Origin of the sequence: Hominimerdicola alba (genome assembly GCF_900112155.1) — a bacterium.
Classification (GTDB): domain Bacteria; phylum Bacillota; class Clostridia; order Oscillospirales; family Ruminococcaceae; genus Hominimerdicola; species Hominimerdicola alba_D.
Genome location: NZ_FOKQ01000002.1, coordinates 149,968 through 174,311 on the forward strand (window position 1 = coordinate 149,968; position 24,344 = coordinate 174,311).

Annotated in this window: 22 protein-coding genes and 1 pseudogene; 13 read left to right on the forward strand and 10 right to left on the reverse strand. The window is 48.5% G+C overall.

Annotated features, from left to right (window positions below):
• The first annotated feature begins 4 nt into the window (after positions 1 to 4).
• The 6 genes from BM265_RS01875 (at position 5) to purD (ending at position 4,986) form a co-directional block, all read left to right on the forward strand.
• On the forward strand, positions 5 to 1,186 hold the full coding sequence (locus tag BM265_RS01875) for a phosphoribosylaminoimidazolecarboxamide formyltransferase (RefSeq protein WP_074959778.1): 1,182 nt from the start codon (positions 5 to 7) through the stop codon (positions 1,184 to 1,186).
• Complete coding sequence (locus tag BM265_RS01880) at positions 1,186 to 1,959, forward strand: hypothetical protein (RefSeq protein ID WP_074959779.1); 774 nt, start codon at positions 1,186 to 1,188, stop codon at positions 1,957 to 1,959. The genes BM265_RS01875 and BM265_RS01880 overlap by 1 nt, the downstream gene beginning before the upstream one ends.
• A gap of 257 nt (positions 1,960 to 2,216) precedes the next feature.
• On the forward strand, positions 2,217 to 2,441 hold the full coding sequence (locus BM265_RS01885) for a hypothetical protein (RefSeq protein ID WP_074959780.1): 225 nt from the start codon (positions 2,217 to 2,219) through the stop codon (positions 2,439 to 2,441).
• A 149-nt stretch (positions 2,442 to 2,590) separates the two neighbouring features.
• Positions 2,591 to 2,833 carry a hypothetical protein gene (locus tag BM265_RS01890; RefSeq protein WP_074959781.1) on the forward strand — a complete coding sequence of 81 codons (243 nt, stop codon included), beginning with the start codon at positions 2,591 to 2,593 and terminating at the stop codon, positions 2,831 to 2,833.
• Between the two features lie 33 nt (positions 2,834 to 2,866).
• Entirely contained in the window at positions 2,867 to 3,607 is a 741-nt protein-coding gene (locus BM265_RS01895; protein ID WP_074959782.1) for a hypothetical protein, read from the forward strand.
• Positions 3,608 to 3,630: 23 nt separating this feature from the next.
• Positions 3,631 to 4,986 (forward strand): phosphoribosylamine--glycine ligase, encoded by a 1,356-nt coding sequence (gene purD, locus BM265_RS01900; RefSeq protein WP_074959783.1) that lies wholly within the window; start codon positions 3,631 to 3,633, stop codon positions 4,984 to 4,986.
• Positions 4,987 to 5,041: 55 nt separating this feature from the next.
• Here purD and BM265_RS01905 read toward each other — a convergent pair whose 3' ends face one another.
• From BM265_RS01905 to purB, 9 genes are all read right to left on the reverse strand, one after another.
• Positions 5,042 to 5,719, reverse strand: a complete 678-nt coding sequence (locus BM265_RS01905; protein WP_207646942.1) for a hypothetical protein — start codon at positions 5,717 to 5,719, stop codon at positions 5,042 to 5,044.
• A gap of 246 nt (positions 5,720 to 5,965) precedes the next feature.
• Complete coding sequence (locus BM265_RS01910) at positions 5,966 to 7,234, reverse strand: O-acetylhomoserine aminocarboxypropyltransferase/cysteine synthase family protein (protein ID WP_074959785.1); 1,269 nt, start codon at positions 7,232 to 7,234, stop codon at positions 5,966 to 5,968.
• Between the two features lie 18 nt (positions 7,235 to 7,252).
• On the reverse strand, positions 7,253 to 8,320 hold the full coding sequence (locus tag BM265_RS01915) for an LptM family lipoprotein (protein WP_074959786.1): 1,068 nt from the start codon (positions 8,318 to 8,320) through the stop codon (positions 7,253 to 7,255).
• Between the two features lie 37 nt (positions 8,321 to 8,357).
• A complete protein-coding gene (locus BM265_RS01920; protein ID WP_074959787.1) occupies positions 8,358 to 8,984 on the reverse strand; it encodes a hypothetical protein in 627 nt (208 codons plus the stop codon).
• 43 nt (positions 8,985 to 9,027) lie between these two features.
• A complete protein-coding gene (locus tag BM265_RS01925; RefSeq protein ID WP_074959788.1) occupies positions 9,028 to 9,219 on the reverse strand; it encodes a hypothetical protein in 192 nt (63 codons plus the stop codon).
• 59 nt (positions 9,220 to 9,278) lie between these two features.
• Positions 9,279 to 9,656 (reverse strand): DUF2085 domain-containing protein, encoded by a 378-nt coding sequence (locus BM265_RS01930; protein WP_074959789.1) that lies wholly within the window; start codon positions 9,654 to 9,656, stop codon positions 9,279 to 9,281.
• The gene (locus tag BM265_RS01935; protein WP_074959790.1) at positions 9,653 to 9,904 is read right to left on the reverse strand and encodes a hypothetical protein; all 252 of its coding nucleotides are present in this window, start codon (positions 9,902 to 9,904) and stop codon (positions 9,653 to 9,655) included. The genes BM265_RS01930 and BM265_RS01935 overlap by 4 nt, the downstream gene beginning before the upstream one ends.
• 30 nt (positions 9,905 to 9,934) lie before the next feature.
• The gene (locus tag BM265_RS01940) at positions 9,935 to 10,597 is read right to left on the reverse strand and encodes a hypothetical protein (protein WP_074959791.1); all 663 of its coding nucleotides are present in this window, start codon (positions 10,595 to 10,597) and stop codon (positions 9,935 to 9,937) included.
• Between the two features lie 83 nt (positions 10,598 to 10,680).
• Positions 10,681 to 12,120, reverse strand: coding sequence for an adenylosuccinate lyase (purB, locus tag BM265_RS01945; RefSeq protein ID WP_074959792.1), 1,440 nt, complete (start codon positions 12,118 to 12,120; stop codon positions 10,681 to 10,683).
• A 723-nt stretch (positions 12,121 to 12,843) separates the two neighbouring features.
• On the opposite strand from purB, the gene BM265_RS20855 reads away from it, so the two are divergent.
• Complete coding sequence (locus BM265_RS20855) at positions 12,844 to 12,966, forward strand: hypothetical protein (RefSeq protein ID WP_278287596.1); 123 nt, start codon at positions 12,844 to 12,846, stop codon at positions 12,964 to 12,966.
• Between the two features lie 9 nt (positions 12,967 to 12,975).
• Here the strand turns inward: BM265_RS20855 and BM265_RS01955 are convergent, their stop codons facing one another.
• Positions 12,976 to 14,697, reverse strand: a complete 1,722-nt coding sequence (locus BM265_RS01955) for a phospho-sugar mutase (protein ID WP_074959794.1) — start codon at positions 14,695 to 14,697, stop codon at positions 12,976 to 12,978.
• 277 nt (positions 14,698 to 14,974) lie between these two features.
• Here BM265_RS01955 and BM265_RS01960 point away from each other — a divergent pair, with 277 nt between their 5' ends.
• From BM265_RS01960 to rpoB, 6 genes and pseudogenes are all read left to right on the forward strand, one after another.
• Positions 14,975 to 15,850 (forward strand): outer membrane protein assembly factor BamB family protein, encoded by an 876-nt coding sequence (locus BM265_RS01960; RefSeq protein WP_074959795.1) that lies wholly within the window; start codon positions 14,975 to 14,977, stop codon positions 15,848 to 15,850.
• 63 nt (positions 15,851 to 15,913) lie between these two features.
• Positions 15,914 to 16,417 carry an HD domain-containing protein gene (locus BM265_RS01965; protein WP_074830347.1) on the forward strand — a complete coding sequence of 168 codons (504 nt, stop codon included), beginning with the start codon at positions 15,914 to 15,916 and terminating at the stop codon, positions 16,415 to 16,417.
• Positions 16,418 to 16,440: 23 nt separating this feature from the next.
• Positions 16,441 to 17,445 (forward strand): alpha/beta fold hydrolase, encoded by a 1,005-nt coding sequence (locus BM265_RS01970; RefSeq protein ID WP_074959796.1) that lies wholly within the window; start codon positions 16,441 to 16,443, stop codon positions 17,443 to 17,445.
• A pseudogene (locus tag BM265_RS01975) lies at positions 17,445 to 18,973 on the forward strand (YifB family Mg chelatase-like AAA ATPase). The gene BM265_RS01970 and the pseudogene BM265_RS01975 overlap by 1 nt, the downstream one beginning before the upstream one ends.
• A gap of 172 nt (positions 18,974 to 19,145) precedes the next feature.
• Positions 19,146 to 19,631: a GNAT family N-acetyltransferase gene (locus tag BM265_RS01980; protein ID WP_074959797.1), complete on the forward strand. Its 486-nt coding sequence runs from the start codon at positions 19,146 to 19,148 to the stop codon at positions 19,629 to 19,631.
• Between the two features lie 747 nt (positions 19,632 to 20,378).
• A complete protein-coding gene (gene rpoB / locus BM265_RS01985) occupies positions 20,379 to 24,284 on the forward strand; it encodes a DNA-directed RNA polymerase subunit beta (protein ID WP_074959798.1) in 3,906 nt (1,301 codons plus the stop codon).
• The last annotated feature ends 60 nt before the right edge of the window (positions 24,285 to 24,344 follow it).

Consider the following 24,344-nt stretch of genomic DNA (forward strand, 5'->3'; position numbering starts at 1 on the left):
AACAATGGCAAACGAGATGCTTTTGAAGTACGGCTGCAACCCCAATCAGAAGCCGTCGAGAGTTTATATGGAGGACGGTAAGGATCTTCCTATAGAAGTTCTCAACGGCAAGCCCGGCTACATCAACCTGCTGGATGCTTTCAACGGCTGGCAGCTGGTAAAGGAGCTGAAAGCTGCTACGGGTATGTGTGCTGCAACTTCTTTCAAGCACGTATCTCCCGCAGGTGCTGCTATCGGCAGACCCCTGACAGAGACTGAGGCTAAGATATACTTCGTTGACGATCTGGGCGAGCTTTCTCCCCTGGCTTGCGCTTATGCAAGGGCAAGAGGTGCAGACAGAATGTCCAGCTACGGCGATTTCATCGCACTGTCCGATGTATGTGATGTTCCTACTGCCAAGATGATACAGAGAGAGGTATCCGACGGCGTTATCGCTCCCGGCTATACCGATGAAGCTCTGGAGATACTCAAGTCCAAGAGAAAGGGTACATATAATATCATCAAGATCGACGAGAACTATGTTCCCGCTGAGATCGAGCGCAAGCAGGTATTCGGTGTGACTTTCGAGCAGGGCAGAAACGAGCTGAAGATCGACAAGGAGCTGCTCTCCAACGTTGTTACCGAGAACAAGGATATCCCCGATGACAAGCTGGAAGATCTGATGATCTCCCTTATCACACTGAAGTATACACAGTCCAACTCTGTATGCTATGTAAAGAACGGACAGGCTATCGGTATCGGTGCAGGTCAGCAGTCAAGAGTACACTGCACAAGACTTGCAGGCAGCAAGGCTGACAACTGGTGGCTGAGACAGAACCCCAAGGTAATGGCTCTGCCTTTCAAGGATGATATCCGCAGACCTGACCGCGACAACGCTATCGATGTTTATATCGGTGATGAGTACGAGGACGTTCTGGCTGAGGGCGAGTGGCAGAGAATATTCAAGACCAAGCCTGAGCCTCTGACCCGCGAGGAGAAGAAGGAATGGCTGGCTAAGAATACTGACGTATGTCTCGGTTCAGATGCGTTCTTCCCCTTCGGCGACAATATCGAGAGAGCTAAGAAGTCTGGTGTGGCTTACATCGCTGAGCCCGGCGGATCTATCCGTGATGACAATGTTATAGACACCTGCAACAAGTACGGCATGGCTATGGCATTTACAGGCATCAGACTGTTCCATCACTAATGGATAAAAAGATACTTATTGCGGCGCTGTCGGCGGCGGTGATCCTCAACGCCTGCGGCAAAGCCACCGATGAAAAGTCGGGAGAAAGTGCCGCAGCAAAGGACAGCAGCAAGGCTGTTACCGCTGAGGAAAGCAGCAGTATAGCTGAGGACAGCATTGAAGCAGAGGCAGAAAGCAGCGAAGCTGAGGAAAGCTCGGCAGCTGAAACGGAAGCCCCTGCCGAAAGCGCACCCGAGGTATCGAGTGCGGCTGATACTGATTCTTCCAAAGCCGAAGAACCTGCACCCGCTGAACCTCAGATAGTCCACATGAACGGCACAGGCTACAGTTTTGATGTTGACCTTGCAAAGTGGGTGGACGCATCTTCCACCGCACAGATAAATGCAGCTGACGGTTCCACCGATGGTATAGAGTATATCTTCGGCTGGCTTGGGGACAACAGCTCTACCTGTGTGCTGGCTTCAAACCAGACATCAAATGACATTTCACAGTACGATATCGACGAGGTAGCTCAGCAGTATATTGAAAAGGATGACCCGCCCGCAGGGCAGACCCTTATCGACTGGAGTACTCTTGAGATCAACGGCAGAAACTGGATGCGCAGAGAGTACACTCTCGATGCGTCTGCTTTCGGCGTTGAATCCAGGATATTGCAGTACACGGGCTTCAACGGATATACGGAACTGAATGTCTGCTTTACGATAACCGAAACAAGTGTTGCGGATATCGACAATGACCTGCGCGACCTTATGTGGTCGGTGCAGTTTGAATAGCGGCAAGACCGCACAGTAAGGAATTTATGCGCATGACGCATAGTAAGGAAAGTAAGTAACCGACATAAAGTATTCCATACCGCTCTCATTATAGTAAATGACATAGATATTCATACCTGTCCCAAACGCAGATACTGCTGAGGGTATATGTGAAGATATGCCATTTACTGTAATGATGGGAGATATGGGAGATCGTTATGCCGTTACAAATAAAATTTCAGCCGGAAAGTCCGGCGGCATGAATGGAGTAATGTAAAATGAAGAAGTTTAGTAAGGTAATGATCATCGTGGCTGCTGTTGCAGCAATGGCACTGTCTGCTTGCGGCAAGAAGGAAGAGGAAAAGGCAAACGATTCCAAGCCCGCAGCTCAGGCTGTTGTTTCTGACGACGTTGTTGTGACCGATGAAGAGACCACTGATGACGAGACTACTACCGAGGAAGAAACAGTTACCGAGGAAGAGACTCTCGTGATCGCTGAATAATCTCACAGAAAGTGGGATATGCCGGCATAATGCCGGTTCGTTGGACGGCGGCAAGGGGTCGCTGGGTAAGTTGAATAATGCGCATGGCGCATATATTCGGAAAGTAAAATTTTAGCCGAAATATCGGCGCATGAATGGAGTAATTTAAAATGAATAAGGTATTTGCTAAAGTAATGATCATCGCTGCAGCTGTTGCTGCTATGTCTCTGACCGCTTGCGGTAAGAAGGAAGAGGAGAAGGCTAACGATTCCAAGCCTGCTGCTCAGGCTGTTGTTTCTGACGACGTTATCGTTACCGATGAGGAGACCACCGATGACGAGACTACTACCGAGGAAGAAACTGTGACCGCAGAGGAGACTCTCGAGATCGCAGAGGTCGTTGAGGCTGAATAATCTCATAAAATTTTGACAGAAGTGTGGTTTGAAATGAAAAAGATCGCTATCGCTGCTCTGGCAGCAGTCATGGCTGTCAGTCTTGCTGCCTGCGGCGGCAAGGAAAGCAAGGACGGCTCGGGCAAAAAGGACAGTAACTCGGAGGGCGCAGCCCCTTCGGGGGATACTCCCGGTATAGTAGTTATTGACCCGAACGAGGGCAGTCCTGCGGCTGACGGAACTGTGGCTGCGGACAGCTCGGAGGCGGGAGCTGACGATAAAACGGTAATTGAGATCAAAGACCCCGATAATGCGGATACAACATCTTCGGCGGCGGAAAAGAAAAAGGAGACCAAGCCTGTCTTTACAGTAAAGGCGGACGACAAAAAGTGGGAGACCACTCAGGAATCCTCTTCTGCAATGTCGATAGTATACAAGGCAGATGATATCGCCGATGCAAAAGACAACTGCTCGATAATGATAAATTCCCGCGTGGTGGAAACCATGGCGGAAATGACTCTGAGCGAAGTCGCTGACGCGGTGATAGATTCCAAGGGTCTTAAAGATGATATCGAGATCACCGACCGCGGCGATACGAAGGTCGGGGGACACGCAGCTTATACTGTCAGCGGAGTATACTCCGTTGACGGCATATCCTTCGATCTGGATATAAGCATACTTGCAGAGGACACCAGTGTACTCGAAGTGTGGGTGATATCTTACGATCAGTGTACCGCAGCAATGCGGGACAACTTCAATGAAGTTCTGAAGACCATACGTTTCTCAAAGACCTGATAAATTCAAAAGGAGTGTTTTAAATGAAAATACTTGTAGTCGGCGGCGGCGGACGCGAGCACGCTATAATCGCTAAGCTTGCGCAGTCCCCTAAAGCTGAAAAGATCTACTGCACCCCCGGCAACGGTGGCATATCGGCTATGGCTGAATGTTTTGACGTTGGTGCCACCGACATCGACGGTGTTGTTGCGCTGGCTAAAAAGCTGGCTGTCGATCTTGTAGTTGTAGCGCCCGATGATCCGCTGGTACTGGGCATGGTGGATGCTTTGCAGGCTGAGGGCTTCAGGACCTTCGGACCTAATAAGGCAGCTGCTATAATCGAGGGTTCAAAGGTATTCTCCAAGGAGCTGATGAAGAAGTACTCTATCCCCACTGCGGGCTACGAGGTATTCAATGACAGCGAATCTGCCATAGCTTACGTAAAGCAGCAGAACACTTATCCTGCTGTTATCAAGGCTGACGGTCTTGCACTGGGCAAGGGCGTTATACTTGCACAGAACGAGCAGGAAGCTGTTGAAGCTATCAAGGAAATGATCGACGGCAAGAAGTTCGGCGACAGCAGTACAACAATTGTTGTTGAGGAATATCTCACAGGTCCCGAGGTATCTGTACTCAGCTTTACCGATGGTAAGACTGTTGTTCCCATGATATCCTCCATGGATCACAAGAGAGCACTTGACAACGACGAGGGTCTGAACACAGGCGGAATGGGTACTGTTTCGCCCAATCCTTACTACACCGAAGCCATCGCTAAGGAGTGCATGGAGAAGATCTTCCTGCCTACTATCAATGCCATGAATTCCGAGGGCAGAACCTTTGAGGGCTGTCTCTATTTCGGACTTATGCTCACTCCCAAGGGACCCAAGGTCATCGAATACAACTGCCGTTTCGGCGATCCCGAGACACAGGTAGTACTGCCTATGCTGAAGACCGATCTGGTTGACATCATGGAAGCTATTTACGATCACAAGCTGGGCGAACTGAACGTTGAGTGGTCTGAAGGCAGCTGCGCCTGCGTTATCATGGCAAGCGGCGGATATCCTCTCTCCTATCCCAAGGGCATCGAGATCAAGGGTCTTGACGCTAAGGGACAGGTTGAAGGTGCACAGGTATTCCATGCAGGCACAAAGCTTGCTGACGGAAAGTTCCTTACCAGCGGCGGACGAGTTCTCGGCGTTACCGCAAAGGGTCTGACCCTGAATTCAGCTCTTGAAAAGGCTTATGAGGGCGTTGAGAAGATCAGCTTCGAGGGTGCGCACTTCCGTAAGGATATCGGACAGCGTGCTCTGAAAGCTCTCGATAACGATCCCCTCCATCTCGGCTACAAGGACGACATGGAAGACTACATCGAAGAAAACGGCGTTTATCTGCGCCAGTAATGTATTCTTATAAAGCAAAAGGACTGCTGTGAGGCAGTCCTTTTTTTCATGACATTCAGTTCATTCGGTCGAGGATATACTCTTTGCGCAGTTTGAGCGCATCTTCGTCCATGCCTTTGTCGTTGAGTTCTGCGGCTTTGTCGAAATACTCGCAGACTTTCTGCTTATCGCCGCGCTTTGCGGCACACCGCGCCATAAAAATGTAAGCATAAGCTACACGGGAATTATCATCGCTTTCAAACATCGGTGCTATAAGAGTTTCTGCTTCATCAATATCACCGTTTGCGATCGCACGGTTAATCTTTGAACTGTTTATGATGATATTCATTGAATCATTTTTCTCGGTATTGCCTTCAAAAAACTTCATAGCATCGTTATAGTAGCTTTCAAGCTTATCTGTTTCGTTCAGATAACTGCAAGCAATTATACGGTATCCATAGTATTCCATGATATCCGTATCGGTGCTGTTCGGTTTTTCAAGCGTGGTCTTGCTGAATTTATCAAGGATATCCATTTCCTTGTTATACTCTGCAATATTTTGATAATAAGCGGCAATCCTTATCACAGACTTATTCAAAAAAGGTATCTTGATACTGCCAGGCTTCATATTATTCAGATGCTCTTCCAGTTCTTTTACTGTTTGGGCAGATATCCCGCCATTTTGTGTTTCTGCATTTATCCTGACTGCAAAGTCATACTCTTTCTTGGTGATCATAACTGCAAACAATACCATAATGAAGTGTATAATAAAAGGTATGAGCAGTGCCAAAACCACAGCAAGCACAGAGCATTTTGTGCCTAGGATCAAATAGTAAAACGATACAACGCACAGGATCAGTATTATGGATAGCAGCATTGACAACGGAAAAGAACGTCGAATTGTCGATCTGTACATCTTAATAAAATATCTCATTTTATCTCCTCATCAAAAAGCGCGGAAAACCAAAGTCTTCCGCGCACGAATAATCAGTATCAGCGATCAGATAGCCGCAAATGCCTGCTTGAGGTCATCGAGGATATCCTCAACATTTTCAAGACCAACGGAGAATCTGATCATGCCGCCGTCGATGCCTGCTGCTACCAGCTGTTCCTCGGTCAGCTGACGGTGAGTTGCGGAAGCGGGGTGCAGTACGCAGGTACGGATATCTGCAACGTGAACCTCGTTGGAAGCCAGCTTCAGGCTGTCCATGAACTTAACAGCAACAGGTCTGCCGCCCTTGATGGAGAAGCTGATAACGCCCGATGCGCCCAGAGGCAGGTACTTCTGAACCAGAGGATAGTACTTGTTGCCCTCAAGACCGGGATAGAACACGCTCTCTACCTTGTCGTTGTTGTTGAGATACTCAGCAACTATCTTAGCGTTCTCAACATACTGCTTCATGCGGACATGGAGAGTCTCCAGACCCAGATTCAGCAGGAAAGAGGAGTTAGCTGCGGGGTAGCAGCCGAAGTCTCTCATCAGCTGCATACGAGCCTTTACGATGAAGGGAGCGAAGGGGTACTTCTCGGTATAGACAGTGCCGTGATAGCTCTCGTCAGGCTCGGTCATGCAGGGGAACTTGCCGCTTGCAACCCAGTCGAACTTGCCGCTGTCAACGATAACGCCGCCTACCTGAACAGCATGGCCGTCCATGTACTTGGATGTAGAGTGCATAACGATATCAGCGCCCCACTCGATAGGTCTGCAAAGGATAGGAGTAGCAAAGGTGTTATCAACGATCAGCGGAACGCCGTTAGCGTGTGCAGCCTTTGCGAACTTCTCGATATCCAGTACGGTCAGCGAGGGGTTAGCGATGGTCTCACCGAATACCAGCTTGGTGTTGGGCTTGAATGCAGCCATCAGCTCTTCCTCGGTGCAGTCGGGGTCTACCCAGATGCACTCGATGCCCAGCTTCTTCATGGTGATGCTGAACAGGTTGATAGTACCGCCGTAGATAGCAGTAGAGGATATGAAGCTGTCGCCTGCCTGGCAGATGTTCAGTACCGAGCAGAGGGTAGCAGCCTGACCCGAAGAGGTACACATAGCAGCCACACCGCCCTCCAGAGCCGCGATCTTCTTTTCAACTGCGTCAGTGGTGGGGTTCTCGAATCTGCCGTAGATAAGGCTCAGGGTAGGGTCATCAAATACCGCTGCCACCGCATCGGTGGAGTCGTAAACGTATGTAGTGCTCTGTACTATAGGCACTACTCTGGGCTCTCCGTTCTTGGGCGTATAGCCCTCGTGTAAACATTTTGTTTCGATCTTCATTATTATCTGTCCTTTCGTTTAAAAATAGTATCTCAATCTGAAACCATTCAGCTGTGTATCAAATTTGCTGTCCGCGCTTTGAAGCGTTTCAATGCAGTCCTGAACTTTCTCGGAAGGGAAGTCTTCAAGCTCAAAGCTTGCCTCGATTCGGTCAGCCTCGGGCTTGTCTATCAGCCCCGTCTGTCCGAAAGCTTTTTCGATATAGTCAGCCGCTTCACCGCTCTGACTTGATGGTTCGGTAAGCGGTATGGAAAGGGATATGCTTCCGCTGTCATAGTTCTCGGGCGGAGTATCGTATGCCACATTCGGCACACTTACTTCGGCGACCGATAAGAATTCCACGCCCTCCTCAGATATCTTTGTAGTAAAGCAGTTCCTGATATCCTGTTCGATACTCTCACTGTCAGTGTTCTTTGTCACAAAATATATCTGCATCATATTATTGCTGCCCATGTAGTCGAACATTGCATCAAAAGCCTCGTATTTTTCAAGCAGACCCACATATTCCGCAGTGTCAAAGCTTTCAGGCTCAATGTTAACAGCAACCGTCATGGCTGCCGATTCCGAGAGATCGGCTTCCGAGGGTCTTGTCCACCCCTCGGTATCCGCAGGCAGATCATCTTTTGATACTATCGCATAAAACCAACGCTGTACATAGTCGTCCGTCGTCCCATCGGTGACCTTTTCAACGTTCATCGTAACGCTCTTGCCGCTGACAAGCACGCAGGTCACGGAATATTCATCGCCGCTGCTGCCGCCGCCCGTTCTTGCGAGCAGTGCAAACTTGTCAAAGTCTATGTCATTGAATTCAGGTGCTTCTCCGCCTATGCCTTTGAATATCTCATATTCCTCAGCCGAATCCACAATGAAATCAAAGTTCATTACCTTCTTGTCATACACCGCATGGCTGACGACCCCTGTGTTGACCTTGTCAACATCCGATACAGCCGCATCATCGGATATATCCTGCGCCGTCCCCGAAGATGCCTGTTTCGCAGCCTTGCTGTCATCGCCCTTAGCACTTCCGCAAGCAGCCATCGATATGCATACCGCAAGTGCCGCTAACATAATTATCTTCCTTTTCATTGAAAAGTCCCCCTTTCATTCAATATCTGCATTTCAGCTATTTACAATAAGTATTAAAATCCACCTTGCTCATGCTGACAGCGCTTTCCATAGCTATACGCGCCGCTTCGGTTATATCCATTGTCTTGCCCGCCGCGAATACCGCCTTTTGCAGGGCGATGCCGTATATGATGTGCAGTTCGCCGTCTGCGGCATACTTGCTTGCTATGCCGTTAAGGGGGAGCCACAGCTGTTTCAGGTATACACCCATATCATCGCCGACCTCGCAGGCACGGGGCTTCCCGAAATTCTCGCCGCCCACGGTATAGGATATGTAGCGGAATATATCATTTACATCGGGCAGTTTGCCACCTTTCTGTTTGACAGCACCGCCTATCATGGACCATACCGAGTACTTCTCGTTCACGAGAGGTTCGTTTATCAGGTCGCCGAAATAGAATTTTCTGCCCTGCTTGTCGGTCATTATCGTGAATACCTTGTCCTCGGAAAGACCGTTCTTTTTCATGAACATCACGCGCACATCTTTCTGGCATGAATAACCTGCCAGCGCACCCACTGCGCATATCAGCGACTGCGGATGTATCTCCGCCTGACCGCCCCGCATGGCATTTATAAGGCGTTCGAGTATCTCGTCTGCCGCTTTCTGATATTTAGTTATATCCATTTGATCACTCTCTGTAAGAAATTTTCACCTTTTTACAAAGGTGCTATAAGATAAAACAGGATTTTATTTTTTCTTTATACGTAATAATTATCATCAAAAAAGCGGCAATAAAATCAATAATACCGGCAATAAGAGGAACATATTTTGGAATTTCAATATTCATTAGCGATATAATAAACATACATGATCCGATGATCATAATAATAATTCCAAGTATGATTCTTGCTTTTTTCATAATAATCTCCTGTAAATTGATCTGCCTTAATCCCGATCTATCTTATCAACAACACCAAGTTATAAAGCACCGATCTTTTTGCGCACCCTCGATATCACCGACCGTATGGCTGAAAAGTACAGCACCGCCGTCCCGAAACCGCCCGCAATACCTGTGACAAGCCGCCGCGGGTTCGTTGATTCTTTCAGACCCAATGCCTGTAATACCCAGTCCGCCAGCATTACTTCACAGCAGCACAATGCCGCCCATGGCGAGATACGCTTCTTTGCCGCCAAAAGTGCCAGGGTCTGTCCGATGTACACGCCTGTGCATCTTGCGCAGACGGGAAACTGCCAGCGTCCCAGAAAAAAGCTTCTGTCCGCCCGCTGGTGACAGCCGCACCTCGCGCCGTATTCCATGGTTTTCAGCCAGAGCCGTTCCTTTTTATCCTCGGTCATATCTTGAATTTCTTTCCGCAGCTGGGGCATACCCAGTATGCGCGGGTCTTTGTTTTGGTATCCATTCCGCAGAGACCGCAGAGCAGTCCCAGCGGATTATGCGTTAGTATAATGCCGCAGATACCGCCGCAAACATTGTAACCTCCGCCTGTTGTGGTGGATTCGTTGATTATCTGACAGTTGGGGAAGCCGCATTTCGGGCAGACCTTTCCGCCGTAGTAACCGCTGTTATCATATCTGTTTCTCATTTTTGTTCTCCTGTTTTATATTCTCTTTATTCAACTTTTTCTGCCCCGCTTTGCTCTGTTTACACTGCCGAGTATCAGCCATATCAGGTCGATGACTATACTTATGGCAGTGAATATGAGAAAGCAGTCAAACATATTCGCTGATATATACCGTGAGTCGATCAGAGTGAGCAGAAATGCGACCAATGCGGAAATATTCAGCACCACGGTGATGAAAGCAAACATCTTTTTAGGACTTCCTGCGGGGCGGTGCTTTTTGTAAAGGCTCTTTATCCCGTGTATCATCCATACCAGGTCAAGCACTCCGCACATTGCAGATTCGAAAACAATTACAGCAATACCGAGATCTCCTGTAGGGAAAATTATCATGCTCGCAAGGAATATCAGATGGAGCAATACCGTAAAGAGAATCCGCTTCTTTATTGAAAAGTTTTTGCGTACCGCCAGGCGTACCAGCCATAACGTGTCTGTTACAGCGCTTAAGCCGCCGAAGAAAAGGAAAAATATATATTCTCCCAGATCTCCGAGAAATCCGCCGTCGCTGTCTATTTTTGTCCCATAATATACGGCGGTGATATTCGCCGCTAAAGTGATGACCACAGCAAGTAATTTTCTCTTGCTAAGTAAGCCGGAGCTAATTTGTGTATCGGCGTTTGTATTTGATGCTTCGCCGCCGCAGTCATATCTGCTCATTTTGTTATCCTCTGTTTTATGCCGATGTTCCCGCGATGAAATTTCCACCGCGGGGCCATTGGCAGTTCAGCGTCTTTTAATTATTATACGTTGATCTCCGCAACATCATCGGAAACGCCGTTAGCATCGATGATGGGCTTTACAACGTTAGCTATGAACTCATCAACCTGCTGAGGGCATCTGCCGATGTAGTTTTCAGGCTTCATTATCTCAGCCAGCTCTTCTCTTGTTACCTTGAAGATGGGGTCAGCTGCAATGAGGTCAGCCAGGTCATTGTCAAGACCGTCCTGCTTAACGTGTGCACCTGCGATCATGGAGAGCTTTCTGATATGCTCGTGAAGCTCCTGTCTGTCGCCGCCCTTTTCGCAAGCGTCCATAATGACATTCTCGGTAGCCATGAAAGGCAGTTCAGCCATAACTCTCTTGGTGATGATCTTGTCGTATACAACCAGACCGTTCTCAGGGTCGGTAACGTTCAGCATGATGTTGAGTATAGCGTCAACACCGAGGAAAGCCTCAGCTACGGAGATACGCTTGTTTGCAGAATCGTCCAGAGTTCTCTCGAACCACTGTGTACCTGCTGTGAAAGCGGGGTTCAGTACATCGCACATAACGTATCTTGCCAGTGAGCAGATACGCTCGTCTCTCATGGGGTTGCGCTTGTAAGCCATTGCGGAAGAACCTATCTGGGTCTTCTCGAAAGGCTCTTCGATCTCCTTGAAGGACTGGAGAAGTCTGATATCGTTGCCGAACTTCATAGCACTCTGAGAGATAGCAGCCAGTACCTGACATACTGCAAAGTCAACCTTTCTGGAATATGTCTGACCTGATACGGGAACTACTGCATCAAAGCCCATTTCCTCAGCTATCAGCTTTTCAAGCTCCTTTACCTTGTCAGTATCACCGTGGAAAAGCTCCATGAAAGAAGCCTGTGTACCTGTTGTACCCTTGGAGCCCAGCAGTTTCAGTCTGCCAAGCTGGAAATCAAGATCTTCAAGATCCATTACCAGCTCGTTGCACCAGAGTGTTGCTCTCTTGCCCACAGTGGTCAGCTGTGCAGGCTGGAGGTGTGTGTAAGCCAGACAAGGCAGGCTCTTGTACTTGTCAGCGAACTTAGCCAGCTGGTCGATGACCTTAACGAGCTTTCTCTTTACGATGGTCAGTGCATCACGCATGATGATAACATCAGTGTTGTCGCCTACATAGCAGGAAGTAGCACCCATGTGGATGATAGCCTTAGCTTTGGGGCAAACCTCACCGTAGGTATGTACGTGAGCCATAACATCGTGGCGGAACTTCTTTTCGTACTCAGCAGCCTTGTCGTAATCAACATCGTTGATGTGAGCAGCAAGCTCATCTACCTGAGCCTGAGTAACGTTAAGACCAAGCTTCATCTCAGCCCTTGCAAGTGCGACCCAGAGCTTTCTCCAGGTGGTGAACTTCTTGTCAGCAGAGAAGATGTACTGCATCTCCTTGCTGGCATACCTTGTGCAGAAGGGGGATTCATAGCTGTTAGTTGACATAGTCATTACCTCTTTCATATAATTTCGGGTGAAAAACAAACTTTTCCGCGATAACACCCATGCGCCGCAGGAAAAAAACAAGTCAGCGGGTGCATGAGGGCATCAGATAAATTTATTATAGCATACTATTTAATAAATGTAAAGATATAGATGGATAAAATATCGGAAATTGGGCGGACACGTTCGACGCAGTCAACGTTGGCGGATTTCGCGGAAACAAAACTGCGCACCAGACAAACTATGCCGCGAATCAAAGCGCGCGGTCAAGCCTCGCGCTAGCAGGCTTGCGGGAGTTTGAGGGCAGAGCCCTCAACTCAAGGCGCAAAAGCGACGTGGCAACAAAGCAATAAATAGCACAGCAATCTCCTGACCCAATAGGCGCGGCAATATCTCAAATCCAGAGCGTGAGCAAAACTTTGACATACACACAAACTATCCGCGTAAAATATTGCCGCGCCCGCTGTCAAACAGCGAAGCGTCTTTGACAGCTCGACCCGAGGAACGAGGGGCGACAACTCGCAAACTCCCGCCAATAGCCAAATCCCCGACTATCCCGGCAAATCCATATCGATGATAGTTGCGACCATAGCCCAAATACTAGCGAAAACATCCGATCCTATGCGACCGCATACACTCGCATACGAAATTATGCGACCGCATACCACCGCATACGAACCTATGCCAAAAATGCCGATAAAGATATAGACAAAGAAAAAGATAAGTATGAAGATGAAGACGAGGAAGAGGACGAGGAATAGGATAAAGACCACCCCCGCCCCAAAAACACAAAAATATCTGATGACAGTAAATAAAAATACCCGCAAAGACCACTGTCTCTGCGGGTAATAATATTTATCAGAAGCCGAGTATCTTCTTGAAGTCTGCCTTCAGAGCAGCTTCGGTCTTCTCAGCAGCGGCTCTTGTATCACCGATAGCGGTGTAGTAAGCCTTGATCTTGGGCTCTGTGCCCGAAGGTCTGATGATAACGCTTGCTCCCTGCTCAAGCTCGAATACCAGTACATCGGACTTGGGCAGTGTAAGAACTGTCTTTGCGCCTGTTGCGATATCTGTCTGCTCGGAAACCTTGTAGTCTGCAAAAACGGTGACTTTCAGTCCGCCGATCTCCTTGGGACCGTTTGTCCTCAGACCTGCCATGATCTCCTTCATCTTCTCCATGCCGCTTGCGCCCTCGCACTGGAAGGATTCCTGGCTGTGGAGATAGTTGCCGTACTCGTTGTAGAGATTCTCCCTTGCCTGAAGCAGTGTGATGCCTTTGGTGCGGTAGAATGCTGCCATCTCGCATATCAGCATGGAAGCTACAACTGCGTCCTTGTCGCGTACATAAGAACCTGCAAGATAACCGTAGCTCTCCTCATAACCGAAGATGTATCTGTCAGCCTCGTTGTCCTTCTCCAGGAAGCCTATCTGCTCACCGATGAACTTGAAGCCTGTGAGTACGTTTCTCAGCTCAACACCGTATTCCTCAGCTATCTTTCTGCAGATATCTGTGGTAACGATGGTCTTTACTGCAACAGGGTTCTTGGGCATGGTGCCGAGTGCTGTTCTCTCCTGGCAGATGTACTTCAGCAGCATAGCGCCGACTTCATTACCCGAGAACAGTACATAGCTGCCGTCGGGAGCGGGAACTGCAATGCCTACACGATCACAGTCAGGATCGGTAGCCAGCAGCAGATCGGGCTTTACAGTCTCGCAGAGTTCAAGACCCTTTGCCAGAGCTTCCTTGATCTCAGGGTTCGGGAAAGGACAGGTGGGGAAATTGCCGTCAGGGTTCTCCTGCTCGGGAACTACAGTAACTTCCTTGATGCCGATCTTATTGAGTATTGCTCTTACGGGCTTGTTGCCTGTGCCGTTGAGAGGTGTATATACTACCTTCAGACCGCTGTCAGCAACCAGATCGGTATGTATGCCCTGCTCAGCTACCTTATCAAGGTACTTGTCGATAACGTCCTGACCGATGTACTCGATCATGCCGCTCTTCAGACCCTCTTCAAAGTCGATGAACTTAGCACCGCCGAACATATCAACGGATTCGATCTTTTCGGTAACTACATTGGCAGCGTCGATGGTCAGCTGACAGCCGTCCTCGCCGTATACCTTATAGCCGTTGTACTTAGCGGGGTTATGGGAAGCTGTTACCATAACACCAGCCTGACAGCCCAGTTCTCTTACTGCCCAAGAAAGGCAGGGAGTGGGCATGAGCTCGGAGTAGATATATGCCTTGATGCCGTTTGCCGCCATAACAGCCGCAGTAGCCTTGGCAAATACGTCCGACTTTATTCTTGAATCGTAGGAGATAGCAACGCTTGCATTCTTGAATGTCTGGTTGACATAGTCAGCAAGACCCTGTGTTGCACGTCTGATAGTATAGATATTCAGTCTGTAGGAGCCTGCGCCTATTACCCCGCGCAGTCCGCCTGTACCGAATTCAAGGTCTCTGTAAAAACGGTCGAGGATAGCTTCGTCATCGCCCTCAACAGACTTAAGTTCAGCTACGAGGTCGGGATCTTCCACAGCCTTTTCACACCAGAGCTTGTAGAGTTCAGTTTCTTTGCTCATTATTATCACCTCATCAGTTATTTCTTTCCACACCACGGAAAATCGATCATCTTTATCCTTATGTTATGCGGATACCACTCCGCACGTACATATCTATTATACCATAATAAAATATTTTTTCAAGGGGGATAGATTTTTTTTAACATTCATAAGCAATCAAACCAACGATTTTTGGATATTCAACAAAAATCTTTAGCTAAACAGCTTGATTATTGGAAACTTTTGTGGTATAATTACAGTAAACTTATTACGATATCAAGACCGAGGAGAGAACGAAATGTTTATAAGACAAATGAAGGCTTCAAACAGCGGTAGATTCTTTCTTGCGGCAGAATTTGAGAAAAAGGTTGCGGCTTTCGATGCATCTACTGGCGAAAAGCTTGGGGAGTACGATACAAAGCTGGATTTCGGCGGTGACAGGCTGTGCATGACCGACAGCGGAAAGCTTTTCGCGGCGGCGGCTTACGGCAGGTTCGGCATAACTCTCTACGAGGTGGAAAGCGGCAAAGCCCTTTGGAACACCAAAGAGGTCAAGCAGATACAGCGCTTGTATTTCAGTGCTGATGACAAGGTGCTTTATGCCATAACCGCTTCGTCGGTGCTGTATACCATATCCCTTGAAGACGGCAGTATAATATCCACCGAAAAGGGTGTTGAAAAGATATTCCCCCACAGCGAGCATGAGATAAGGATGGATCACAAAGGACGGCTCACATGGGCGGGTGCAGTTGTCGCATCCCAAAAAAGCCTGATGAGTTTCTGCTTTGGCGGCGAAATGGTGTACAGCTCGGTGTTTCAGGGCGGACTGCGGTGCCATTCACTGGTGGGGGAAGAGCTCTGGACAGCTGAAAACGAGCCCGGCTCCCATTATACCGATATCTGCTATGTGGAAAAGCATGACAGCATAGCCTGCTTAGGCTACAGGTTCGCTGAAAGGAGCGAGCGCTCTGCATTTTTCCTTGATGTATACTCCGCGGAGACAGGGGAAAAGAGATACAGCCTTGATCTTGACGAGGGCTGTGAGTTCGTGTTCACCGAAGGCGGCGAAAAGCTGATCGGCAGTACGGGAAATGTGGTGACTATCGGAAAAGACAGCTGTACTATCGAAGAAAATGTCTATGAGGATTTTGATAAAAAGCGGGAAGAGGAATGACACGGCAAACAGATAGCATGGCAGCGCTCGCCTGATCATCAAAACCTTTAGGGAGGAATAAAAATGTCGGAACAGTACGTGCGGCAGTACACTAGGATAGACGAAGTCCGTGAGATCGTCGATACGCTTTTAAAACAGATAAAGGACGAGGAGCAGAAGCGCTGTGCGTATATCCACCTTTACGGTGTAGGACTGATGGCGGCGACTATCGCTATTAAACAAGGCTATTCCCGTGAAATGGCAGAACTTGCGGAGACAGCGGGGATACTCCACGATCTTTACTGCTATATCTATCCAGATGAGGATACCGCAGACCATGCCCACAAATGTGCGGAGTATGCGATGAACGAGATACTTTCGGGTATCCGAGGTTTCAGCGATGAAGATAAACGGCTGATATACGGCGGTATATACAATCACAGTGACAAGGATGTGACAGGAGATTCCTTTGATGAGATCATCAAAGATGCGGACGCATTGCAGCATTCTCTGCGCAACCCCTGTGAAGATCACTTCTTTCAAAAAGAAAGGACACAGCAGGCTCTCAGGAGACTGTTAAATAAATAATAAACTGTGAGGAGGTACAAACTATGTCAAACAGCGAATACATCACCGAGAAAAAATATTTCCCGTCCAGCGATACGGGAAAGAAGATATACTATGAGATATACACCAAAAAGGGCTTGCAGCCAAAGGCTGTGATACAGCTTGTACATGGTATGTGCGAGTACGTGCGCCGCTACCGCGGTTTTGCAAGATGGCTGAACGATAACGGCTATCTGGTGGTGGGAAATGACCATCTGGGACACGGCATGACTGCCGCTAAGCTGGCTGAGGAAAAGGACGGTGTCATCGACCCAAATGAGAATCAGGAGAGGGGCTTCATCAGCGAGCGCAAGGGCTGGCAGCACTGTCTGGCGGATATGCACCGTCTCACCAGAATAATGAAAAAGCAGTACCCCGACCTGCCTTACTTCATGTTCGCCCACAGCATGGGAAGTCTGCTGGGCAGGGCTTATGTTACTTCATATCCCGATGAACTGGACGGTGTTATATTCAGCGGCACAGGTGCGCTGCTGGGTGTTGAACCTCAGCTGATGCTTTACTTGCAGGGTATCAGAAAAGTAAAGGGCAGCAGATTCAGACCGCCCCTTACGGATAAAGCCATGTTCGGAAAATACGGCATATACAATTCAAAGTCGGGCAGGGACGGCGGCGGCTGGCTCAACCGCGACGAGGAAGAGCTGAAAAAATATGTTGCCGACCCCTACTGCAATTTCAGCTTTACGGTGAACGGCTTTGAAAATCTGGTGGGTGTGAACTACTACGTCAACAGGAACAAGTGGTTCGAGGAATACCCCAAAGAGCTCCCCACCTATATAATTTCGGGCAGCAAAGACCCTGTGGGCGACTGCGGCAGGGGTGTGCTGAAAGTATACAACAAGCTCCGCCTTTACGATTGCGACGCTGAGATGAAGATATACAACGGCGCAAGGCACGAGCTCATCAATGAACTAAACAAAGAGGAGGTATACAGGGACGTACTGGATTTCTATGACGGTATAATGCCCGAAAAAGCAGAGGGCGAAAGCTGATGTGTGCGCGGATAAACAGCCTTGGTCTGCTGGGCTGAATGCTTTTCCCGTGACGGTGGAGATAGAGAGCTCCGAGGGGCTTGAATCCTTTGATATCGTGGGAATGGCTGATATCTCGGTAAAGGAGAGCCGCGAGAGGATACGCTCGGCTTTCCGCAGCAGCGGCATAAATTTCCCCGAAGCCAGGGTGCTGGTGAACCTCGCTCCCGCCGATGTTAAAAAGACAGGGGCGGTGCACGACCTTGCCATAGCGGTATCTGTGCTGAGGATAATGGGGATATCCGACAACGAGTATATGCAGAAGTCGGTGTTCATAGGCGAAGTTGCGCTGAATGGCGAGATACGTGCTGTTCAGGGTGTTCTTCCCATGACCATAATGGCGAGAGAAAACGGCATGGACAGGATATTCGTGCCGCTGGACAACCTGCGTGAAGCATCGGTTGTTGAGGGTATTGACTGCATGGGCGTTGGGTCCCTGGGTGAACTGGTATATCATCTGGCGGGCAAGGCGGAGATAGTTCCCGCACAGCCCTATAAGCCCGAAAAAGTCAGCTGTTACGGCAATCTGGACTTTGCCGATGTCCGCGGACAGAGCTTTGCAAAGCGTGCACTGGAAGTTGCGGCGGCGGGCGGTCACAACGTGCTTATGGTGGGTTCTCCGGGCTCGGGCAAATCCATGCTTTCAAAGCGTATGCCATCGATACTGCCTGCCATGACCTTTGAAGAATCCATCGAGACCACCAAGATACATTCCGTGGCGGGGCATATCGACAAAAATGCACCGCTTATAACGGTGAGACCTTTCCGTGCGCCCCACCATACGGTTTCAACAGCTGGTCTTGCAGGGGGCGGAAGCATACCCAAACCCGGGGAGATATCCCTTGCCCACAACGGACTGCTGTTCCTTGATGAAATGGCTGAATTTTCAAGAGCTTCGCTGGAGATACTGCGCCAGCCCATCGAAGACCAGCAGGTGACAATATCCCGCGCTTTCGGCACCATAACCTACCCATGCTCATTTATGCTGATAGGTGCCATGAATCCCTGTCCCTGCGGATATTTCGGGCACCCTACCAGAAAATGCATATGCTCACACAAGCAGGTGGTGAACTATCTCAACAAGATAAGCGGACCTCTGCTTGACAGATTCGATGTGCATATCGAAGTCGAGCCTGTTGAGTACGGCGACCTGTCATCGCCCCAGAAAGAAGAATCCTCGGCGGCCATAAGGGAGAGGGTGCAGAAAGCCAGAAATATCCAGACAGCGAGATTTGAGGGGACTTCCATAACCTGCAACGCGCGGATAACTCCCGACAGACTGCATGAGTACTGTCAGATGACCGATGAAGCGCGGAACACTCTGGGAAAGGTGTTTGATAATCTGGGTCTTTCGGGACGTGCCTATGACAAGATGATGAAAGTGGCGCGGACGGTGGCTGATATGGATAACAGCGAAATGATAACCGAAGCCCACGTCATGCAGACGGTGATGTACAGAAGTCTTGACAGAAAATACTGGAATGAGTGATAAGAATAAGTGCGTTCGCATAAGGGCGGCGCTGATATAGAAGCATTAAGCCATGGTATTTCTGATGCAAAGTCAGAAGTACTATGGCGTTTCTATCGACAGTGCATAGATGACGTGCTATAATGGTAACTAACATAAACCTGTACCAAATCGAAATTTAGAGGTGAAAAACATGATTAAGGAAATTGATCGAAGTGATATACCGAATTGTGTCTCTGTTATTAAAGACAGCTTTATGACTGTTGCTGATGAGTTCGGATTCACTTCAGAAAATGCACCCCGATTTACAGCATTCGCTATATCGAACGATAGACTGTACTACCAATTGGATAATGAACATAGAATAATGGTTGCATACTATTTGGATAATAAGGTAATAGTTGGATATTATTCCTTACTTTTGCAGGAAGATAATCAATGTGAGCTGAATAACCTAAGTGTCCTTCCCGATTATAGACATAATAATATCGGTACCGCATTGTTAGATGATGCTATAATTCGAGCAAAAAAAATGGGGTGCGTTAAAATCAATATCGGAATCGTTGAAGAGAATAAGATATTACGAAAATGGTACGAGGATAAAGGCTTTACTCATATTGGCACAATGAAATTCGATTTTTTTCCATTTACTTGCGGCTATATGGTAAAGACATTATAATCTAAATTATGATTTGTCTTAGCAGTTGTATAAAATACAATGCCCCGAAGCACTTTGAAGTGCTTCGGGGCAAAACTTCTATATGCGTACCCGTCTTAACCTGCGGACGCATTTTTTGTTGTGGATATCCCATAAATCCACACCGCAGATCTTGTACAAACAAATGTTTTTATATTTTACCCGGACATATTTCTGCAAGAGTTGTACAAAAACGTACAACTTTTCCGCCCTAAAAGGGTGATGGTAAGAATACCTTTTTTATCGGTCACTGACCGTTTATATAAAGTCTTCCATGCGCACGACGCAGGCGGTCGCTTGCTGTAACTACGGTACAAAAAGCGGCATGTGTACTGTATGGGGACACATCTTTAATACAGCATCTTGACAACAGAATAATATCAAAAGCTATCTACTTACAGAAAATGGATATGTTAACAAAAAATTTACCGTATTTTGTATGAATTGTCATTGTAAAACTTTGAGGCTAGTAGTGTTAAGGTTTTTGTTAAAAGCGGCGAAAATGGGTCGGGAGGGGGTGGGGTCAATGAAAAAGACTTGACAAGGAGAAAAGTCTGTGATATAATTTTATACTGTATCATAATGGAACATTACGCCTGAAAAAGTGCTAAAACAGGGCAAAGTTCCAGTTTGTGAAGTGCTTCTTCATCCCGTGTCAAGAGGGTGAAAAACACGGTTTTACAAAACGTTCACAAAGTTATCGAAATAAATTAAGGAGTGATCGAGCCTATGGTTAATGTCAAGGACGTAAGACTTGGTAAGAATACCAGAAAAAGCTTTGCCAAGATCAACGAAGTCCTGGAAATGCCTAACCTCATCGAGGTGCAGAAGAACTCGTATCAGTGGTTTCTGGACGAGGGACTCAAGGAGGTTTTCAGAGATGTTTCGTCGATCACAGATTACAACGGTAATCTGGAGCTGACTTTCGTTGGATACCGCTTTGATGAAAATTCAAAGTATACCATCGCAGAGTGCAAGGCAAGAGATGCAACGTACGCTGTTCCCCTGAGAGTTACCGCAAGACTGAACAATCTCGAAACAGGAGAGATCAAGGAGTCAGAGGTCTTTATGGGCGAGTTCCCTAAGATGACCGACAGCGGTACCTTCGTTATCAACGGTGCAGAGCGTGTTATCGTATCTCAGCTGGTACGTTCTCCCGGTGTTTATTATGCCTTTGATAAGGACAAGACCGGTAAGGATCTGTTCAAGACCACCGTTATACCTAACAGAGGTGCATGGCTCGAGTATGAAATGGACTCGAACGATGTCGTTTATGTCCGTATAGATAAGAACAGAAAGATCCCGATAACCACATTTATCCGTGCTCTCGGCTTTGGTACAAATGAGGAGATCGAGGCTACTTTCGGTGTTGACGAGAGACTGACCCAGACCATCATGCAGAAGGATCAGACCGCTAACCGCGAAGAAGCTCTGCTGCAGGTATACCAGAAGCTCCGTCCCGGCGAGCCTCCCACGGTAGAGTCCTCTGAGACACATCTGAACAATCTGTTCTTCGATGCAAAGAGATATGACCTGTCGAGATTCGGCAGATACAAGTACAACAAGAAGCTGGGCGTAGGCTCCAGACTTGTTGGCCATAAGATAACAAGACCCGTTATAGCTCCCATGACAGGCGAAGTTCTGGCAGAAGAGGGCGACCTCATCAGCTACGAGAAGGCTATGGAGATCGAGACTGCGGGTGTTAAGGAAGCTTATGTTACCGTCGAGGTAAAGGAGTACGAGACTGCTCCCACAGGCGAGACCATCACCAGAATGGTGGACAAGGAAGTAAAGATCATAGGCAGCGGCATGGTTGATATGCAGGCTTATGTTGACTTTGATCCTGCTGAGTGCGGCATCAACGAGAAGGTAAGCTTCGCAGTGCTGAGAGAAATCCTCGAAAGCACCGATGATCCCGAGGAGATCAAGGAAGAGATCAGGAACAGAGGCGATGACCTGGTTCCCAAGCACATCGTTATCGATGATATCGTAGCTACTATCTCCTACTTCCTCAATCTGTGCGACGGCGTTGGCGATGTTGATGATATCGACCACCTGGGCAACAGACGTATCCGTTCCGTAGGCGAGCTGCTGCAGAACCAGTTCCGCATCGGCTTCACCAGAATGGAAAGAGTTATCCGTGAGAGAATGAATATCCAGTCGCAGGACAGCGAGGTAATCACTCCTACTGCACTGATAAATATAAGACCCATCACTGCGGCTATCAGAGAGTTCTTCGGTTCTTCTCCTCTGTCACAGTTCATGGATCAGAACAACCCTCTTGCTGAGCTGACTCACAAGAGAAGACTTTCCGCCCTGGGTCCCGGAGGTCTGTCGAGAGACAGAGCCGGATTCGAGGTTCGTGACGTTCACTATACACACTACGGCAGAATGTGCCCTATCGAGACTCCTGAAGGACCTAACATCGGTCTGATCTCCTATCTGGCATCATTCGCAAGAATAAACAAGTACGGCTTCATCGAGGCTCCTTACAGAAGAGTTGACAAGGAGACAGGCGTTGTTACCGACGAGGTAGTATATATGACTGCCGATGTCGAGGACAACTTCATGGTAGCTCAGGCAAACGAGCCCCTGACCGAAGACCACAAGTTCGCAAGACCTAAGGTAAACGGCAGATACAGAGACCAGATCCTTGAGATCGAGAACAGCAAGATCGACTTCATGGACGTATCTCCTAAGATGGTCGTTTCCGTCGCTACAGCTTGTATCCCCTTCCTGGAGAACGATGACGCGAACCGTGCGCTGATGGGATCGAACATGCAGAGGCAGGCTGTGCCGCTGCTGAAGACCGAGTCTCCTATCGTTGGTACAGGTATGGAGTACAAGGCTTGTATCGACTCCGGTGTTGCAGTGGTTTCCACCAAGGCAGGTGTTGTTGAAAGCGTTGACGCTGACAAGATCGTTATCCGCGAGGACGACGGCAATATGCACACCTACGAGCTGACCAAGTTCAAGAGATCCAACGCAGGTACCTGCACAAACCAGAGACCTATCGTTGACAAGGGCGAGCGCATCGAGGCTCACCAGATAATCGGTGACGGCCCCGCTACTTCCAACGGCGAGCTTTCACTTGGTAAGAACGCACTCATCGGCTTCATGACCTGGGAAGGTTACAACTACGAGGACGCCGTTCTGCTGAACGAGAACCTTGTAAAGCAGGATAAGTACACATCTATCCACATCGAAGACCTTGAGACCGAAGCAAGAGATACCAAGCTGGGACCTGAGGAGATCACAAGAGATATCCCCAACGTTGGCGATGACGCTCTGAAGGATCTGGACGAGAACGGTATCATCAGAATAGGTGCTGAGGTCCGCTCGGGCGATATCCTCGTTGGTAAGGTAACACCTAAGGGCGAGACCGAGCTGACTGCCGAGGAAAGACTGCTGAGAGCGATCTTCGGTGAAAAGGCAAGAGAAGTAAGGGATAACTCCCTGAAGGTACCTCACGGCGAAGCAGGTACTATTATAGAAGTAAGAGTATTTACAAGGGATAACTGCGATGAGCTTTCTCCCGGAGTAAATATGCTGGTAAGATGCTACATCGCACAGAAGAGAAAGATCTCTGTCGGCGATAAGATGGCGGGTCGTCACGGTAACAAGGGTGTCGTTTCACGTATACTCCCTCAGGAGGATATGCCTTTCCTGGAAGACGGTACTCCTCTGGATATCTGTCTGAACCCCCTGGGCGTGCCTTCACGTATGAATATCGGTCAGGTTCTTGAAGTTCATCTGGGTATGGCTGCAAAGGCACTTGGCTGGAAGATAATGACCCCTGTATTCGACGGCGCACACGAGTCTGATATCCGTGAGTGCTTCAAGATGGCTCAGCAGAACTATCTCGAGCACAAGGATGACGACTTCGAGATACACCCCATGGATGAGGTCATCAACCCCAACGCACTGAGCATGAGCGAGGACGGTAAGTTCACCGTATACGACGGCAGAACAGGTGAGAAGTTCGATAACCGCGTTACTGTTGGTTATATGTACTACCTCAAGCTCCACCACCTCGTTGACGATAAGATACACGCACGTTCCGTTGGTCCTTACTCACTGGTAACACAGCAGCCTCTCGGCGGTAAGGCTCAGTTCGGCGGCCAGCGTTTCGGTGAGATGGAAGTTTGGGCTCTGGAAGCTTACGGCGCAGCTTATACTCTGCAGGAGATACTGACCGTTAAGTCGGACGACCTGAACGGACGTGTCAAGACCTACGAGGCTATCGTTAAGGGTCAGAACGTTCCTAACCCCGGCGTGCCCGAGGCGTTCAAGGTACTTATCAAGGAACTGCAGTCCCTGTGCCTTGATATCAAGGTTCTCAATATCAATAACGAAGAGATCGACCTCAAGCAGAAGTTCGATGATGATGACGATCTCATTCCTACACACTACGCTGATGACAATACCAAGATGTCCGCAGAGAGCGAAGACTTCGGCGACGGTTTCGGCGCTGAGGACGAGGACGGTACTTCCGAACTCGACCGCGGTGATCTTGACGATTACGGCAGCAGCGGCAGCGACGATTACGACTACGGCGACGGCGACGAGGGAGACGACGATTATCTCCACGACAGCTACACCGGTGACGTTGATGAGGACGATCTGTTTGAATAAAACAGGAAACGTCCATGTACGACAATAATTAATCATTGGTAAACAGGACAAGAGGCACAG

Bases quoted from the DNA above. Each gene is read 5' to 3' on its own strand.
- BM265_RS01910 (WP_074959785.1), bottom strand. From the start codon at position 7,234: ATGAAGATCGAAACAAAATGTTTACACGAGGGCTATACGCCCAAGAAC.
- BM265_RS01890 (WP_074959781.1), top strand. From the start codon at position 2,591: ATGAATAAGGTATTTGCTAAAGTAATGATCATCGCTGCAGCTGTTGCT.
- rpoB (WP_074959798.1), top strand. From the start codon at position 20,379: ATGGTTAATGTCAAGGACGTAAGACTTGGTAAGAATACCAGAAAAAGC.
- BM265_RS01935 (WP_074959790.1), bottom strand. From the start codon at position 9,904: ATGAGAAACAGATATGATAACAGCGGTTACTACGGCGGAAAGGTCTGC.
- purD (WP_074959783.1), top strand. From the start codon at position 3,631: ATGAAAATACTTGTAGTCGGCGGCGGCGGACGCGAGCACGCTATAATC.
- BM265_RS01930 (WP_074959789.1), bottom strand. From the start codon at position 9,656: ATGACCGAGGATAAAAAGGAACGGCTCTGGCTGAAAACCATGGAATAC.
- BM265_RS01980 (WP_074959797.1), top strand. From the start codon at position 19,146: ATGATTAAGGAAATTGATCGAAGTGATATACCGAATTGTGTCTCTGTT.
- BM265_RS01970 (WP_074959796.1), top strand. From the start codon at position 16,441: ATGTCAAACAGCGAATACATCACCGAGAAAAAATATTTCCCGTCCAGC.
- BM265_RS01965 (WP_074830347.1), top strand. From the start codon at position 15,914: ATGTCGGAACAGTACGTGCGGCAGTACACTAGGATAGACGAAGTCCGT.
- BM265_RS01920 (WP_074959787.1), bottom strand. From the start codon at position 8,984: ATGGATATAACTAAATATCAGAAAGCGGCAGACGAGATACTCGAACGC.
- BM265_RS01955 (WP_074959794.1), bottom strand. From the start codon at position 14,697: ATGAGCAAAGAAACTGAACTCTACAAGCTCTGGTGTGAAAAGGCTGTG.
- BM265_RS01915 (WP_074959786.1), bottom strand. From the start codon at position 8,320: ATGAAAAGGAAGATAATTATGTTAGCGGCACTTGCGGTATGCATATCG.
- BM265_RS01875 (WP_074959778.1), top strand. From the start codon at position 5: ATGGCAAACGAGATGCTTTTGAAGTACGGCTGCAACCCCAATCAGAAG.
- purB (WP_074959792.1), bottom strand. From the start codon at position 12,120: ATGTCAACTAACAGCTATGAATCCCCCTTCTGCACAAGGTATGCCAGC.
- BM265_RS01940 (WP_074959791.1), bottom strand. From the start codon at position 10,597: ATGAGCAGATATGACTGCGGCGGCGAAGCATCAAATACAAACGCCGAT.
- BM265_RS01880 (WP_074959779.1), top strand. From the start codon at position 1,186: ATGGATAAAAAGATACTTATTGCGGCGCTGTCGGCGGCGGTGATCCTC.
- BM265_RS20855 (WP_278287596.1), top strand. From the start codon at position 12,844: ATGAAGATGAAGACGAGGAAGAGGACGAGGAATAGGATAAAGACCACC.
- BM265_RS01895 (WP_074959782.1), top strand. From the start codon at position 2,867: ATGAAAAAGATCGCTATCGCTGCTCTGGCAGCAGTCATGGCTGTCAGT.
- BM265_RS01885 (WP_074959780.1), top strand. From the start codon at position 2,217: ATGAAGAAGTTTAGTAAGGTAATGATCATCGTGGCTGCTGTTGCAGCA.
- BM265_RS01960 (WP_074959795.1), top strand. From the start codon at position 14,975: ATGTTTATAAGACAAATGAAGGCTTCAAACAGCGGTAGATTCTTTCTT.
- BM265_RS01905 (WP_207646942.1), bottom strand. From the start codon at position 5,719: ATGGTATTGTTTGCAGTTATGATCACCAAGAAAGAGTATGACTTTGCA.
- BM265_RS01925 (WP_074959788.1), bottom strand. From the start codon at position 9,219: ATGAAAAAAGCAAGAATCATACTTGGAATTATTATTATGATCATCGGA.